The organism is Mycolicibacterium sp. CBM1, from assembly GCF_054073305.1.
Genome location: NZ_JBSXPP010000002.1, coordinates 178,469 through 194,455, shown reverse-complemented (window position 1 = coordinate 194,455; position 15,987 = coordinate 178,469). Strand labels below are relative to the sequence as shown.

Here is a 15,987-nt window from a genome sequence, read left to right as displayed (position 1 = left end):
GCGGACATGGCTGAGTCTGTGGATACCGTCGCCCACCGAGCGCAGAGCACCGCCCGCAGCCGCCGGATCGCGATCGGCGCCGGAAGTCTGGCGGTCCTGCTCGGGGCGCTCGACACCTACGTCGTGGTCACGATCATGGTCGACATCATGCGGTCGATCGAGATACCGGTGAACCAGATCCAGCGGGTGACACCGATCATCACCTGGTATCTGCTCGGCTACATCGCCGCGATGCCACTGCTCGGCCGGCTGTCGGACCGTTTCGGCCGCAAGCTGGTGCTCCAGGCCAGCCTCATTGCGTTCGCCACCGGCTCGGTGGTCACCGCCCTGTCGACCGATCTGACGATGCTGGTGATCGGCCGCGTCATCCAGGGCATGGCCAGTGGCGCGCTGCTTCCGGTCACGCTGGCGCTGGCGGCCGACCTCTGGGCGGCCCGCAGCCGCGCCACCGTGCTCGGCGGTATCGGTGCCGCCCAGGAGCTGGGCAGTGTGCTGGGCCCGCTATACGGCATCGCGGTCGTCTGGGCCCTCAACACCTGGCGTGACGTGTTCTGGATCAACGTCCCGCTAACGCTCATCGCGATGGTGCTGATCCAGTTCAGCCTGCCGTCGCGCGATCGCAGCGCCGAGCCGGATCGTGTCGACGTCGTCGGCGGTGTGCTGCTGGCCATCGCGCTGGGCCTTGCCGTGGTGGGCCTTTACAACCCGGCGCCGGACGGTCAGCATGTCCTGCCCAGCTACGGCCTCCCGCTGGTCGGCGCCGCCGCCGTCGCCGCGATCGCGTTCGCGGTCTGGGAACGGTTCGCCCGCACCCGGCTCATCGAGCCGTCCGGTGTGCGTTTCGTGCCGTTCCTGTGCTCGCTGGGGACGTCGATGTGCGCGGGCGCCGCGCTGATGGTCACCCTCGTCAACGTCGAACTGTTCGGGCAGGGCGTACTGGGCAAGGACCAGAACGGGGCAGCACTTTTGCTGCTGCACTTTCTGATCGCCCTGCCGGTCGGCGCCCTCATCGGCGGGTGGATCGCCACCAAGATCGGCGACCGCGTGGTAGCGGTGGTCGGCATGCTGATCGCCGCCTACGGCTACTGGCTGGTGTCCAAATGGGGCGTCGACGTGCTCACCGCTCACCACGACCTCGGACTGTTCACCCTGCCGACGTTCGACACCGACCTCGCAGTCGGCGGCTTCGGGCTGGGCCTGGTGATCGGGCCGTTGACGTCGGCGGCGCTGCGGGTGGTGCCGTCCCGTCAACACGGCATCGCGTCCTCACTGGTGGTGGTGGCGCGGATGACCGGCATGCTGATCGGTGTGGCGGCACTGTCCGCCTGGGGGCTCTACCGCTTCAACCAGATCATCGCGACGCTGCCCAAACCCACCGGAAACCTGTTCGAGATCGCCACCGGACTGGCCGCCAACGCCCGCACGGCGTACACCATGCAGTACAGCTCGATCTTCTCGATCACCGTTATCGTGTGCCTGGCAGGTGCGGTACTGGCGCTGTTCATCGGCGGCAAGACCATCCACGCCGCCGACGACGATGCCGAGGAGTCGGTAGCCGCTTCGCGGTGACTCAGACGTCGCGGGACAGCAGGTCGGCCCAGGTGTCCCGGCGTACCACCAGACGCGCGTCGCCGCCGGCGGCGAACACCACCGGGATACGCCGGGCACCGTTGTACTGATTCGACATCGTGTAGCAGTAGGCTCCGGTCACCGGGACCGCCAGCAGGTCACCGACCGCCGGATTGTCAAGGGCAACACCGTCGATCAGTTGATCACCCGATTCGCAGTGCCGGCCGACGACGGTGACGATGTCCCCACCACCGCGTCGTGCGACAAGCGTGGCCTCGAATCGCTGCCCGTACAGGGACACCTCGAGGTTGTCCCCCATCCCGCCGTCGACGGCGACATGGGTGACCGTCCCACGCTTGACGGTGGTGACCCGGTACACGGTGCACGCGGCCGCGGCCGTCATCGACCGGCCCGGTTCGACGATGATGCGCGCGCCCGCGGGTACCAGATCGCGGGCCCGCTCGATCATCGTCTGGGCGTAGTCGGCCACCGTGGGTGGCTGGTCGGCGTAGGTGTAACGCACCCCGAGTCCGCCGCCGAAGTCGTAGACGTCGAAACTGCCGAGTTCAGCGACTGGCGCGACAGCCGCGGCCAGCTGCTCGGCATCGAGCAGCTGGCTGCCGACGTGGGTGTGCACACCGTCGCAGCGCAGCACCCGGCTGCGCTTGATGCGGTCGATCGCCACCCGAGCGTCGTCCGGCAACAGCCCGAACTTGGAACCGGCGTGCCCCGTCGCCACCGCGGCATGGGTGTCGGCCTCGATACCGGGGACCACCCGCACCAGACACGCCTGGCGCTGGCCCGGTTCGACGATGCGCTCCAGTCGGTCGATGTCGTCGAAGTTGTCGACCACGATCAGTCCGACACCCTTGCCGACAGCCAGTTCCAGTTCCTCGTCGGTCTTGGCGTTGCCGTGCAACAACATCCGCGCCGGGTCGGCCCCAGCCGCCAACGCGGTGACGATCTCTCCCCCACCGGCGACGTCGAGCAGCAACCCCTCCTCGACGGCCACCCGCTGGATCGCGGTGCAGGGGAAAGCTTTCGACGCGAACGCCACGTCCGAGCGGGCCCAACGGTCCCGGAACGCGGCCAGATAGTCGCGGGTCCGGTGGCGAAGCGCGTCCTCGGCCACCACCATCATTGGGGTGCCGAACTCGGCGGCTAGCTCGTCGAGGCGGCAGCCGCCAACGGTCAGCACCCCGTCTTCGGCAATATGACTGCCCGGTGGGAACAGTCCCAGCACCTCGTGCTCACTCATCGGTTGATCATCGCCGATGCGGCCCGGTCGGCGATGACGGTGACATCAGCGTGCCCTTGCAGTATCGAGGCGGGCACATCGGGATGCACCGGTCCGCACAGGGCGGCGGCGAGCGCGTCGGCCTTGGCCGCCCCCGAGGCCAGCAGCAGGATCGAGCGGGCCCGGCAGATGGTGGCCAGCCCCTGGGTGATCGCGCGGCGCGGGACATCCTCGACCCGGCCCCCGAAGAACCGGGCGTTGTCGTGTCGGGTGCGCTCTGAGAGCTCGACCACGCGGGTGGCCGACGCCGGTGGTGAGCCGGGCTCGTTGAACGCCAGGTGACCGTTGGAGCCGATCCCGGCGATCTGGACGTCGACGCCGCCAACAGCGGCGATCCGGGCCTCGAATTCGACGGCCGCAACTACCGGTTCGGCACTGTCTCCCTCGGGCACAATCACATTCGACCGCTCCACCCCCAGGGGCCCGGCAATGTGGTCGTGCACGTAGCGCGCGTAACTGCGCGGGTCGCCGGCGGCGAGTCCCACGTACTCGTCGAGCGCGACGATGACCGCACCGGACAGGTCGATCTCCCCCGCGTCACTGCGGCGGCCCAGCTCGGCATACAGCCGAAGTGGCGTCTCCCCGGTCGCAACCCCGAGCCGGGGTTCGGTACGGGGCAGCCGAGCGAGCAACGCGTCGGCGGCCGCGGCGGCGAAGAGGTCGTCATCGACGACGGTGATGTTCATCGCGCTCCCTGCCCGCGCAGGCGGGCCTCGTCGTGGCGGGCCAGGGAATCGGTCCACCGGTCGTGATATTCAGACCGTGGTTCGACCACGGTGGGCCGGTCCTGCCGGACCAGCGGTGCGCCGACGGCCTCGGCGGCGAACAGCGCGGCGCCGATCGCCGAATGGTCGGTCACCGTCGGGTCGACCCACACCTCGCGTCCGGTGGCGTCGGCGAGGTCTTGCCACATCAGCGGGCTGACCGCACTGCCGCCACCGAGACGGATCGGTCCCGCTCGCCCGGTGGTGGCCGCCAGAATGTCGATGCAGCGCCGCAATTCGACCACGATTCCGGTCAGCAGCCCGCGGCCGATGTGGCCGGCACCCATACCCAGCCGCAGGCCCTGCAGGGTCCCGGTCAGTGTCGGATCCCACAACGCACCCTGCTCGCCGGGAGTCAGGTAGGGCAGGAAGAGCGGCGCCTGCTCGGCGGGGACATCACCCGCCGCCTCCAGCAGCGCGGCGGGCCCGCTCATCCCGCAAAGCGCCGCCACCGCGCCGAAGGCCGACCCGACCGCCAGCAGGTCCATCTCCAGTCCCCAACCCGGCCCCGCCAGCGGGGTGACCAGGTAGCGCTGCGCCGGATCGCGGGTGGCCTGATCGGAGATGCCGAGCACGATGGCGCTGGTGCCGGCGATCACGCCGACATCGCCGTGGCGCGATGCGCCGACCCCGACGGCGCCGAGTACCGAGTCGGCGGCGCCCAGCACAACGGGTAGCTCGTCAGACAGGCCCCAGCGTTCCCGCCACGACCGCGCCAACGGCAACGCGGTCGCTGCGGGCGCCACCTCCGGAAGGACGGAAATCCCTACCGCCGCAGCAAGTTCGGCACTCCAGACACCCTGCCGGATGTCGAAGACGGCGCTACCCGCCGCCGTACTCGGATCGGTGAGCAGCCGACCGGTGAGCTCGCGGAACAACACGTCCTTGGCACCCGCGGTGGTGACACCGGCGCGGCCCAGCTTGCGCAGCCGGGCATGCATCGGGCCCAGGTAGCGGCCGTCGACGCGCTGACCGGTGATGCGGTACAGCGCCTCGTCGCCGAACTGGTCACGAAGATCGGTCGCCTGATCCTCGGCGCGGGCGTCCTCCCAGGTGATCGCCGGACCGGCCGGTAGGCCGTCGGCGTCCAGATCGACCAGCGTCGGCAACATCGCAGTCAGCCCGATACCCCGCCACCGCCGGGGGTCGACCTGGCGGGCGATCTGGTCACCCGCGGCACGCAGCGCCTGCCACCAGTCCGTCGGATCCTGTTCCGCCGCTTGAGGTCCCGGCCTATTGGTGGGATAGCCACACCTGGACCCGGCGACGACGTCACCGGTAGGGCCCAGTGCGACCACCTTGATCCCCGAGGTACCCAGGTCGACACCCAGGACGACCGGCCCGTCGGTCACGATCGCGAGGCTGGTGTCCGGGCGCGGGCGACGACGGTGAGTGCGTCGGCGGCGGCCTGCAGAGTCTCGTCGATGTCGCGGTCGTCGTGGACCAGGGACACGAACAGATTCTCGAACTGCAACGGGTGGAACAACACTCCGCGGATCACCATCTCCTCGTACCACCGGGTGAACAGGGCCTCGTCGGCGCGGGCCACCGCGTCGCGCCAGTTGTGGATCGGGCCGTCGGCGAACCACAGTTGGAACACCGTACCCAGCCCCTCGCAGTATGCGTCCAGACCACGTTCGGCGGCCAGCTCACCCAGACCCGCGGCGAGCCGGTGCCCCAGCGCCCGCTGACGCTCGTAGAGGCCAGGTTCGGCAAGCACATCCATCGTGGCCGACACCGCCGCGCACTGCACGACATTGGCGTTATAGGTTCCGGAATGCGAATAGCGGCCCTCGGCCACCAGGCGCATCGCCTCCGTCGACCCGCCCACCGCGGCCACCGGGAACCCGCCACCGAGGCCCTTCGCCAGCGTCGTCAAATCCGGTGTGATGCCGAACCATTCCTGGGCGCCACCGCGGGCGAAGCGGAATCCGGTGATCACCTCGTCGAAGATCAGCAGCGCGCCGTGCTTGGTGGTCTCGCTGCGCAGCAGCTCGAGGTAGCCGGGTTCGGGCAGGATGCAGCCGGTGTTGAACACGGCCGGCTCAGTGAGCACGGCGGCGACCTCGTGGCCGCGCTGGTCCATCAACGCCACGAAGCTGTCGGGGTCGTTCCACGTCAACACAACCAGGGTGTCTTCCAGCTCGGCGGGCACACCCGGTCCCATCGCGACCGGCCGGGGGTGGTCGGCGGGCCCGGCCAGTGTCGGGTCGACGTGATTGGACCAGTACACCGTGTCCTGCCAGCCGTGGTAGTGACCCTCGAAGCGCACCACTATGCGCCGACCGGTAGTGGCACGGGCCAGCCGCACCGCCGTGCCGACGGCCTCGGACCCGGAGTTGGTGAATCGCACCTGCTCAATACCGGGCACCGCGGCGACGACCTTCTCGGCGGCCTCGATCTCGAGTTCGTAGGGCAATCCGAAGCAGGTCCCCAATTCGTGGATCGCTCGCGTGACGGCATCGGTCACCACCGGATGGCGGTGTCCGAGGATCATCGGACCCAGCCCGAGCAGGTAGTCGATGTAGGTGTTGCCGTCCACATCGGTCAGGCGGGAGCCGCTGCCCTCGGCCATGAAGATCGGGTAGGGCTTCCACCCGTTGCGGGGCAGCCTGGCGGTCGAACCCGCACCACCGGGGATGGTCTTCCTGGCCCGCTCGTAAAGGCCCGCGGTGACGGGTGTGCGGGCGGCGAACGCGTCGGCGAACGACATCGGATCCTCTTTCGTATCAGTCATTGTCACTGCGCAGACGGGACGTCGGCGCCTAGCAGGGTCACCAGGGTGCGGTGCAGGATCTCGGTGGTGGCGACCATGTCGGGGATCGACACCCACTCGTCGGCGGCGTGATAGTTGCCGCCCTCCGGCCCGAACAACACGGTCGGGATGCCGGCACTCTGGAACAGCGCGGCATCGGTCCAGGCGTTGAGGCCGGTGACCGGTGACCGCACGCCGTTGACGGCCTCGGTGGCATCCCCGAGTGCGGCCAGCAGTGTCTCGTTGCCTTCACCGGTGAACGGATCGCGGTCCAGCCGCACCCTGACCTCACCGCTGAACCGTGGCTCGGATTCCTTGACCTCGGCGAAGATGGCCTCGATCTCGGCGACCCGGTCGGCCAGTGTCTCCCCCGGCTGGGTGCCGATCTCGATGCCGAGCACCGCCTCGCTCGGGTAGGTCGCGTAGTCGGTGCCGCCGCGGATCGTGCCGGTGTGGAACACGGTGCGCCCGTTCTTCGGATCCGGGTTGGGCTTCCACCGGGTCTCGTCGAGCCGGTGCAGCCGGGTCACCACCTCGGCCATGTGCACGATCGCGTCCACCCCTTTGTCGGGCGCCGAGCCGTGCGCGGGTCGGCCGTGTACCACGATGTCGATCCAGCCGAACCCCTGGTGCTCGCCGAAGATCGTGTGCGAACCCTCCGGTTCGAGGTTGACCGCCAGGTCGATCTCGCCGGCATGATGGGCGACCAGGTGCTCGGTGCCGATACTGACACCCTCCTCATCGATCACCAGGGCGACGAGGATGTTGCCGGCCAATTCCGTTCCGGAGCGCACCAATTCACGCACGGCGAGCATCGCCGCGGCGCAGCCACCCTTGTCGTCGGCGACACCGAGCCCGATCATCCGGTCGCCGTCGATCACCGGCTGCAGCGCACGGTCGGCCCAGCTTGCGTAGCCGACGGTGTCGCTGTGCGCGGACAGGCAGATGGTGGGGCCCGGCCTGCCACCCCGCAGCCATGCCAGCACATTGGGCCGGCCCGGTTCCACCTCCTCCAGCGTCACCTCGAGACCCACCTGGGTCAACCAGTCCCGCGCGAACGCCGCGACCGCACCCTCCCCCGCGCCGCCCGGGATGAGCCACGGCGTCACGGAGTCGATCCGCACCATCGCCTCGAGCAGCTCGATCGCTTCGTCACGAGTGACGGTCATGTGGTGTTCTCCTTCGATGTTTGTCATGCTTCGTGATCGGAAAAGTGGCATGCCACAGCATGTTCGGCGTCCACACCGGTCAGCTTTGGCTGCTCGTCGCGGCAGCGCTCGGGTTCGCCCAGTTCCCGGTAGAGCGGGCAGCGCGGCGCGAAACGGCAACCCGCGGTGGTGGCGGTGGGGTTGGGCGGCTCGCCGGTCAGCAGCGTGCGGGTCGTCCGTCGCCCGCCGCCGGCCTTGGGCATCACGTCGACCAGGGCTCGGGTGTAGGGGTGCCGAGGAGTGCCGATCACGTCGGCGGCCCGGCCCTGTTCGACCACCCGGCCCAAGTAAAGCACAGCCACCCGGTCGGCGAACACACCGGCCAGCGCCAGATCGTGAGTGATGAAAAGGATTGCCACATCGAGCTGTTCGCGCATTTCCAGCAAGACTCTGATGACGCCGGCCCGAAGCGACACGTCGAGCATGGAGACGGGTTCGTCGGCGACCAGCAGCCTCGGCTCGACAGCCAGCGCAGCGGCGATGGCGACCCGCTGACGTTGCCCACCGGACAGCTGGAAGATACGCCGTTCGGCGATCGCGGCAGCCGGGCTCAGCCCGGACGTCTCCAGCGCCGCGAGTGCGACGCGACGCCGCGCCGCGGCGTCGAGGTCCCCGCGGTGGATGGCCAGCCCCTCGGCCACCACTCCGACCGCGGTGGCATTGACCGGCAGACTCTCGAACGGATCCTGGAAGATCATCTGGAAGTCGCGGCGCCGCCGACGCAGCTCCCGGCCGCGGGCGTGGGTGATGTCGGCGCCGCCGATCGACACCGAACCGGAACTGGCCTCCACCAGCCGCATGATCGTGCGTGCCACCGTCGTCTTACCACAGCCGGATTCGCCTACCAGCGCGACGATCTCGCCCTCATGGACGGACAGATCGATGCCGTCGACCGCGCGGGCGATCAGCCGGGTGCGGCCGTGCCGGACCGGGAAGTGCACGTGTAGGTCGCGGATCTCGGCGACGACACGCTTGGTCACGACGTCACCCCCACCAGGTGGCAGGCGGCGACGTGATCGGGATCGCCCGGCACCGCACGGATCGCCGGGTCGTCGTGCGCGCAGCGCGGCAGCGTCTCGGTGCAGCGGTCGTGAAAACGGCATCCCAGCGGCGGATGCGCGAGATCCGGCGGGCTACCCGGTATTCCGCTGATCGACGCCCGCCCGTCGTCGAGCCGCGGATAGCAGTCCAGCAGCCTGCGGGTGTACGGATGGGCGGCAGCCGAGTCCGACCCGAGAATCGAGTCGGCGGGTCCTCGCTCCACCATCCGCCCGGCGTACATGACCGCTACCCGGTCACACAGTTCACCCAGCACCGTCAGGTCATGGGAGATGATCAGCATGGCCAGCCCCAGTTCGTCGGCCAGCCCGCGGATGAGCTCGAGGATCTGGGCCTGTGTCATGACATCGAGAGCGGTGGTGGGCTCGTCGGCGATCACCAGATCCGGCTGACAGGCCAGTGCCATGGCGATCATCGCCCGCTGTTTCATGCCGCCGGACAACTGGTGGGGGTAGTCGGCGCCGCGGCCCGCCGCGATACCGACCGCGGTGAGCAGCTCGGCCACTCGCCCGCGCACCATCCGGCGGGGGACCGCGGGTTCGTGGGCGCGGATCGCTTCGCCGATCTGGTCACCGATCGTCATCACCGGGTTGAACCCGTTCATCGCGCCCTGGAACACCAAAGACAGCCGGCGCCACCGCAACGACCGCAGCTCGGGCCCGTCGACCGCACGCAGGTCGGTACCGGCGAAGCTCATCTCATCAGCGACTGCGATGGCCCCGCGTGGCAGCAGGCGAGCGACGGCGAGCGCCAAGGTGCTTTTCCCACAGCCGGATTCGCCGGCTAGACCGACGACTTCCCCCTGCGAGACATCGAGGTCGACACCGTCGACGGCCCGCACCGCCGTGCCGTAGGTGACGGTCAGGTTGCGGATTCTGAGCAGGCTCATTCGGTGACCGCCAGCCGTGGGTTGAGGATGCGCTCCAGGCTCTGCCCGACCAGGGAGAACCCCAGGACCACCACCACGATGCCGACACCGGGTGGCAGGAAATACCACCAGAACCCGTTGCCCACCGCGCCGGCGGCGAAGGCGTTGTGCAGGATCTGTCCCCAGGATGTGCGGGTCGGGTCCCCTAGCCCGAGGAACGACAGCGTGGCCTCGGCCAGGATGGATCCCGCGATGACCAGCACCGCGTTGGCGATGACCAGTGCCAGGACACCGGGCAGGATGAGCCGCCACAGGATGCCGACCGAGGACAAGCCGACGGTCTTCGCACGGGCCACCACCTCGCGCTCGCGCAGCGCAAGTGCCTGGGACCGCACGATGCGTGCGGTGCTCGGCCAGCTGGTGATCGCGATGACGAGCACGATCATCGGCAGGCTCTGCCCGATGATTGCCCCCAGCGCGATCATCAGCGGCAGATTCGGCAGCACCAGGAAGAAATCGGTGATGCGCATCAGGACGCTGTCGACGAAGCCGGTGAACCAGCCCGCCAGCACCCCCACCAGCGTGCCGATGAGCACCGTGATGAGGGTGGCGATCAGCCCGATCTCCAGCGACACCGAAGTACCGGCCAGCACTTGCCGCAGCACGTCGCGGCCGAGTTCATCGGTGCCCAGCCAGTGAGCGGTGCTGGGCGAGAGCAGAATTCCGGTCCGGGATTCGGCGACGTCGGTTCGGTCGTAGGGCATCAGCAGCGGACCGGCGATCGCGACCACCACCACCAGCGCGACGGTGAGCAGTCCGGTGCGTCCCATCCGGTCTGCGGCGAGTTGACGCAGCACGCCGCGCCACCCGCCCGGTACCTGTGCCGCGGCGGGTTCCGGTTCCAGACTGGGGTCGGTCATCGGGCCGGTCATGTCAGCCGGACCCGGGGATCGAGCAACCGGTAGACGACGTCACTGGCGAAGTTGGCCAACACGACGACCGCTGCGAAGATCAGGAAGCAGGCTTCCATCACCGGGTAATCGCGACGAATCACCGACAGGTAGATCAGCTGGCCCATACCCGGCCAGGAGAACACCGTCTCCACCTGGATGGTGCCGCCGACGGTGGCGCTGGCGTACAGCGTCGTGGCCGTCACCACCGGAAGCAGCGCGTTGCGCACCCCGTGGCGCCACAGCACGCGGCGCGGGGTCAGGCCCTTGGCCCGGGCTGTGGTCATGTAATCCTCGGACAAGGTCGCCAGCAGCGAACTGCGGGTGATCAACACGAATTGGGCGATGTCGACCAACACCATTGCGACCGTCGGCAGGACGAGATGGCGTGCGAGGTCGGCGATTTTGGTGAACACCGTCGGGTAGAGCGCGTCGGCGGTGTACATCCCGGCGATCGGGAACCAGTGCAGGCTCACCGCGAAGGCGAAGATCAGCAGCATTCCGACCCAGAAGGTGGGCAGGCTCCAGAAGACCAGCGATCCGATCACCAGTCCCCCGTCGGTGCGCGAGCCGCGACGCGACGCGGCGAACACGCCAAGCAGCACGCCGAGCAGGATCACCAACAGTGTCGAGACGGTTACCAGAATCAGGGTATTGCCAAGAGCTTTCACCACGATCGGGCCGACCGGCGCCGAATAAGTGTAGGAGAACCCCAGGTCACCCTTGATCAGGTTCTGCAGGTAGGTGCCGAATTGCGACAGCATCGACTCATCCAGGCCGTAGTAGGTGCGCAGCCGGGCGATGGCCTCGGCGTCGAGGTGCTGGCCGCGGGCGATGTGGGTCACCGGATCGCCCGGCATGAGGTGGAACAGAACGAAATTCGTGGCGACGACCGCGACGAGCGTGAGCACCAGATAAGTGAGTTTCCGGCTCAGATACCGAAGCATCGAGGTCTCAGGCCGGCTTCACGTCGAGGTAGTTGACCCGCGGGAAGTTCAGGATCATGCCGCCGTTCATCGGTTGCCAACCCGTCCAGGTGTTGGTGCGCGTGCCGGTCAGCTTCTTCTGGTACCACATCACGATGTACGGGCAGGCTGCGTAGTGCAGCGCCTGCATCTCCTGCACCAGCTTGACGCGCGCCGCGCGGTCGATCGTCGTCGACTGTTGCTGGTAGAGCTCGTCGTAGCGCGGATCGGTCCAGAACGTGTCGTTGTTGCCGCCGATCTGATCGGTGGTGGGGATGCCCAGCAGGTACGACGGGTCGTAGAACGAGGAGTCCCAGCCCCACACCATGATGTCCCAGTCGGGGGTATCGGCGTTGTAGACGGTGGCACCCATGCTGTCGGCGTCGGTACTCGACAGCTTGAGGTTGATACCGACCGCCTTGGCGGCCGTGACGAACAGGTCGGCGGCCTTCATGTCGACTGTCGTGTCGGCGATGGCCAACAACCGGAATTCCAGTGGCGCACCATTTTTGGACTTGCGGATCCCGGCGCCGTCACGCTCGGTGTAACCGGCCTTGTCCAGCAGCTCGTTGGCTTTCGCCGGGTTGTTGTCCAGCACCGCGTCGGGCGCGGGAACGTAGTGGAAGTCGCCGAACGCCGGCGGGAGCAGGTCGGTTCCCGGCTCGCCGTAGCCGGCCAGCGCCAGTTCGACGAGTTGGCGGCGGTCCACGGCGCAGGACAGCGCCTGGCGTACGACCTGGTCGCGCAGGATCGGGTTGCCCTTCGAGCCGGGGGCGGTCGAGCAGTTGAATCCGATCATGTGGAACGAGAACGATTCCATCGCCGTGGTTTTGACGTCGGCGGCGTTCTGCAGACCGGTGTAGATGGTGGGCGGCACCTCGGGCACGATGTCGATGTCACCGGTGCGCAGCGCCTGGGTGACAACGTCGTCGGACCCGAATTTCGTCCACGTGACCTTCTCGGCGGCCGGCCTGGGCCCCCACCACGAGTCGTTTCGGGCGACGGTCGCGACGCTGCCCTTCTCCCAGGACACGAAGCTGAACGGACCGGTTCCGACCGGCTTGTCGTTGGCATACTTGGGCAGGTCGCCCTTGGCGATGCCCTCCCACAGGTGCTTGGGGGCGATCGGCATGATCACACCCGGTTGCAGTGTCTGCGGCGCTGAGTAGGTCAGCCGAACCTGGTTGTCACCGACCTTGACCACGTCGGTGAGGTCCTTCACGTATGCCCCATAGGTGCCGTAGTCGTTGTCGCGCACCATCAGGAACGTGAAGACCACATCGTCGGCGCTGAAGTCCTTGCCGTCCTGCCACTTCACCCCCGAACGCAGGGTGTAGGTGAAAGTCTTCCCGCCGTCGGTCGCCTGCATGTCGGTTGCCAGCGACGGGCCGATGTTGAGCTGGGCGTCGTAGGCCATCAGCCGGTCGTAGACCAGCTGCAGCACGTCGTCGGACTGGGTGGAATCCGCCGTGAACGGGTTGAGCGAGTCGATATCTGTGGTCGACCCGACCCGAAGCACCGTGGTGGTGGCCGTCTCAGGCGCACAGGACGCCAGCGCCGCTGCCCCGCCCAGTGCGGCGGCGACCACCGCCGACGTCCGAAGGAAGCTCCGACGATCCATCGCACTCACCATGGCAATCCCTTCCCGAAACAACTGTGTATACAGAGTAGTATGAGTTGGCTGGATTGCCTCGTTATTGCGTGATTGTTTCCGTCAGTTTTCGGCCACGCTTAGTAAATGCCGTGTTTGCGACGTAGTTTCGCCGAGGATCGGGTATCTGCATAGTTAGATGTATCTGGGCAGCGAACAGTCGCTGGAGCCCGCGGAGGGATGAGGGACGACGGATGGCGATGGCCAGGCGTGAGGGAAGTGCGGTAGCAGGTGGGGCCGCCACGGACCGCAAGCTGCGCTATCAGTACGTCTACGACCTGGTGCTCACGATCATGGCCGACCGCGGCCTACAGCCCGGCGATCGGCTGCCCTCCACCACTGAGCTGGCCGAGATCGCCGACGTCAGCAGCATCAGCGTCCGGCGTGCGCTCGACGAACTCGAGCGGGCCGGCAAGATCACCCGTCGACAGGGTCTGGGCACCTTCGTGGCCGAGCCCCGCATCGCCGCCGACACCACCCGCCCCGGCGAGCTGCTGCACACCCTGCTGGACAACGAACGGGGCCTGCCCGCCGTCAGCACCGCACTGATCTCCATCGGCGTCGGACTGCCCAGCACCGCCATCGCCACCGCCCTCGGCGTCGACCCTGGTCAGCCGGTATGGGAGATCTGGCGCAAACGCAGCATCGGCAGCGCCGACAAGATCCTCGAGCGCGCGGTGTTGCCGCTGAGCCGCGTGCCGGCTATCGACCAGGACGGTCTGGCCAAGGGCGAATCGCTGTATCGCTTCATCGAGGAGCGCTATCACCTCACCGACGACTACACCGAGCAGGCCTTCGAGGTGGACACGCCCAGTAGCTGGGAGGCCGAGCACCTCGACCTGGCGCCAGGTGACCCGATCGTGCGGGTGCGCGGGGTGAGCTTCGACGCCGACGGGCAGGCCTTCGACTGCTTCGAGCAGTGCTACCGGGCGACGAAGTTCACGTTCTACACCGCAGGGCAGACCAGGCATCGCATCTTGGGTCCCTCGGAGCTATCGAACTGGTCGGTGGCCCCGCTGTCGAATCCGACGTATTGACCACCTGACCGCCGCGGACACCTTCGAGGCCGACGTGGTCCGCGCCCGGCGGACCCAACACGCTGGTGTCCAGTCGCAAGCCCGACGACCTGCCGGCGTTCTGCGAGAAAGTGGTCGAGATCTTCGCGTGAGCGGCCCCGACTTGTAGGGCTAGGCGGGCACCAGACTGAGCAGCAGGTCAGGACCCAGCCGGTCGACGCCGTCGTAGCGCCAGCGCAGGGCGCGGGCAATGGTGGGTACGCCGATGTCGCCGACGGCAGTCACCGGGCCGCCCAGCAGGATCGGCGCGACATAGGCCAGGATGCGGTCGATCACGCCGGCCCGCAGGAACGCGGCGGCCAGGGTGGGACCACCCTCGAGCAGGACATCGGTGCGGTCGGTCAGTGCTCGGATTACCTCGTGCGGGTCGCGGGTACTGATCACCATCGTGCGCGAATCATCGTTGAGCACATTGGCTTCCGAGGAGATCTCGCGGTGCCCGACCACCACCCGCAACGGCTGCCGCTCGGCCAGCCCGCCCCCGGGCAGCCGCGCGGTCAGCGTCGGGTCGTCGGCGAGCACCGTGCCGGTCCCCACGACGATGGCGTCGGCCGTCGCGCGGCGCACATGGACGTCGGCGCGGGCCGCGTCGCTGGTAATCCATTGCGAGGAGCCGTCGGCCGCGGCACTGCGGCCGTCGACGCTGGCAGCGAACTTCCACGTCACATGCGGACGTCCGGTGCGCTGTTTGTGCAGCCACTCGCGCAGGGAACCGCCGGCCACCTCCTCGGCGCACAGCCCGGCGGTCAGCGCGACCCCGCCCTCGCGTAACCGCTTCGCGCCACCCGAGGCGACCGGGTTCGGATCGTCGACGGCGTAGACCACCGCCGCCACCCCTGCCGTCAGCAGCGCGTCCACGCAGGGCGGGGTGCGGCCGTGATGGTTACACGGCTCCAGGGTGACGACGGCGGTGCCGCCCGCTGCCCGCTCCCCCGCCTCGCGCAGCGCCATCACCTCGGCGTGCGGACCGCCGGTGCGCTGGGTACCACCGACACCGACGACGTCGCCTTGCCGATCCAGGATGACCGCTCCCACAGGCGGATTCGGGTAGGTCGAGCCCTTCACCCGCTGCGCCTGCGCGATGGCCAGCCGCATGGCGGCCTCTATCCCCGCCGGCGTGGGTGCCGTCATAACCGCAAGTGCCCGGATGCCGCAGCCGCCTGGCGGCGCAACGCCTCCACGGCGGCGGACGGATCCTGCGCCCCGTAGACGGCCGATCCCGCCACAAAGCAGTCCACTCCGGCCTCGGCGGCCTGCTCGATTGTCTCCGCGTTGATGCCGCCGTCGATCTCGACCAAGACGGTCAACTCGCCCGAGTCGACGAGCCGGCGCACGGCGGTGACCTTGCTCAGCACCTCGGCGATGAAGCTCTGGCCGCCGAAGCCGGGTTCGACCGACATCACCAGCAGGGTGTCGAAGTCTCGCAGGATCTCCAGGTACGGCTCGATCGGCGTGCCGGGTTTGACCGAAAGCCCGGCCCTGGCGCCGGCGGCGCGGATGTCGCGGGCCACCCCGACCGGGTTGTCGGTGGCCTCGGCGTGGAAGGTGACGTTGTAGGCGCCGGCCTCGGCGTAGCCGGGCGCCCAGCGGTCCGGATCGTCGATCATCAAATGACAGTCCATCGGGATGTCAGTCGCCTCGAGCAGGCTCTGCACCACCGGCAGCCCGAGGGTGAGATTCGGCACGAAGTGCGCGTCCATCACGTCGACGTGCAGCCAGTCGGCGCCCTCGACCGCGGCGGCCTCCTCGGCCAGGCGCGCGAAGTCGGCGGCCAGGATGGACGGCGCGATCAGTGGTCGAGACGGTGTCGCCATGGCAGTCACCT

General features: G+C 68.4%; 14 protein-coding genes. 2 read left to right on the top strand and 12 right to left on the bottom strand.

The window, feature by feature from the left end; genetic code table 11:
* Positions 1 to 6 precede the first annotated feature (6 nt).
* Positions 7 to 1,569, top strand: coding sequence for an MFS transporter (locus ACXDF8_RS03640; RefSeq protein ID WP_457221882.1), 1,563 nt, complete (start codon positions 7 to 9; stop codon positions 1,567 to 1,569).
* Between the two features lies 1 nt (position 1,570).
* Here the strand turns inward: ACXDF8_RS03640 and lysA are convergent, their stop codons facing one another.
* From lysA to ACXDF8_RS03590, 10 genes are read right to left on the bottom strand one after another with little or no spacing between them, the layout of a single operon-like run.
* Positions 1,571 to 2,827 (bottom strand): diaminopimelate decarboxylase, encoded by a 1,257-nt coding sequence (lysA, locus tag ACXDF8_RS03635; protein ID WP_457221881.1) that lies wholly within the window; start codon positions 2,825 to 2,827, stop codon positions 1,571 to 1,573.
* Complete coding sequence (locus ACXDF8_RS03630; RefSeq protein WP_457221880.1) at positions 2,824 to 3,552, bottom strand: glucosamine-6-phosphate deaminase; 729 nt, start codon at positions 3,550 to 3,552, stop codon at positions 2,824 to 2,826. The genes lysA and ACXDF8_RS03630 overlap by 4 nt, the downstream gene beginning before the upstream one ends.
* Positions 3,549 to 4,982: a xylulokinase gene (locus tag ACXDF8_RS03625; protein WP_457221879.1), complete on the bottom strand. Its 1,434-nt coding sequence runs from the start codon at positions 4,980 to 4,982 to the stop codon at positions 3,549 to 3,551. The genes ACXDF8_RS03630 and ACXDF8_RS03625 overlap by 4 nt, the downstream gene beginning before the upstream one ends.
* Entirely contained in the window at positions 4,979 to 6,367 is a 1,389-nt protein-coding gene (locus ACXDF8_RS03620) for an aspartate aminotransferase family protein (protein WP_457221878.1), read from the bottom strand. The genes ACXDF8_RS03625 and ACXDF8_RS03620 overlap by 4 nt, the downstream gene beginning before the upstream one ends.
* Positions 6,368 to 6,369: 2 nt before the next feature.
* On the bottom strand, positions 6,370 to 7,554 hold the full coding sequence (locus ACXDF8_RS03615) for a M20 family metallopeptidase (protein WP_457221877.1): 1,185 nt from the start codon (positions 7,552 to 7,554) through the stop codon (positions 6,370 to 6,372).
* Between the two features lie 23 nt (positions 7,555 to 7,577).
* A complete protein-coding gene (locus ACXDF8_RS03610; RefSeq protein WP_457221876.1) occupies positions 7,578 to 8,573 on the bottom strand; it encodes an ABC transporter ATP-binding protein in 996 nt (331 codons plus the stop codon).
* Complete coding sequence (locus ACXDF8_RS03605) at positions 8,570 to 9,541, bottom strand: ABC transporter ATP-binding protein (protein ID WP_457221875.1); 972 nt, start codon at positions 9,539 to 9,541, stop codon at positions 8,570 to 8,572. Before ACXDF8_RS03605 ends, ACXDF8_RS03610 begins: the two co-directional genes overlap by 4 nt.
* Positions 9,538 to 10,440, bottom strand: coding sequence for an ABC transporter permease (locus ACXDF8_RS03600; RefSeq protein ID WP_457221874.1), 903 nt, complete (start codon positions 10,438 to 10,440; stop codon positions 9,538 to 9,540). Before ACXDF8_RS03600 ends, ACXDF8_RS03605 begins: the two co-directional genes overlap by 4 nt.
* A gap of 8 nt (positions 10,441 to 10,448) precedes the next feature.
* Complete coding sequence (locus tag ACXDF8_RS03595; RefSeq protein WP_457221873.1) at positions 10,449 to 11,417, bottom strand: ABC transporter permease; 969 nt, start codon at positions 11,415 to 11,417, stop codon at positions 10,449 to 10,451.
* Between the two features lie 7 nt (positions 11,418 to 11,424).
* The gene (locus tag ACXDF8_RS03590) at positions 11,425 to 13,056 is read right to left on the bottom strand and encodes an ABC transporter substrate-binding protein (protein ID WP_457221872.1); all 1,632 of its coding nucleotides are present in this window, start codon (positions 13,054 to 13,056) and stop codon (positions 11,425 to 11,427) included.
* A 230-nt stretch (positions 13,057 to 13,286) separates the two neighbouring features.
* On the opposite strand from ACXDF8_RS03590, the gene ACXDF8_RS03585 reads away from it, so the two are divergent.
* Positions 13,287 to 14,123 (top strand): GntR family transcriptional regulator, encoded by an 837-nt coding sequence (locus tag ACXDF8_RS03585; RefSeq protein ID WP_457221871.1) that lies wholly within the window; start codon positions 13,287 to 13,289, stop codon positions 14,121 to 14,123.
* Between the two features lie 150 nt (positions 14,124 to 14,273).
* Here the strand turns inward: ACXDF8_RS03585 and ribD are convergent, their stop codons facing one another.
* Together ribD and rpe are read right to left on the bottom strand one after the other, a co-directional pair.
* Positions 14,274 to 15,293, bottom strand: a complete 1,020-nt coding sequence (gene ribD, locus ACXDF8_RS03580) for a bifunctional diaminohydroxyphosphoribosylaminopyrimidine deaminase/5-amino-6-(5-phosphoribosylamino)uracil reductase RibD (RefSeq protein ID WP_457221870.1) — start codon at positions 15,291 to 15,293, stop codon at positions 14,274 to 14,276.
* Positions 15,290 to 15,976: a ribulose-phosphate 3-epimerase gene (gene rpe, locus ACXDF8_RS03575; RefSeq protein ID WP_457221869.1), complete on the bottom strand. Its 687-nt coding sequence runs from the start codon at positions 15,974 to 15,976 to the stop codon at positions 15,290 to 15,292. The genes ribD and rpe overlap by 4 nt, the downstream gene beginning before the upstream one ends.
* Positions 15,977 to 15,987: the final 11 nt, after the last annotated feature.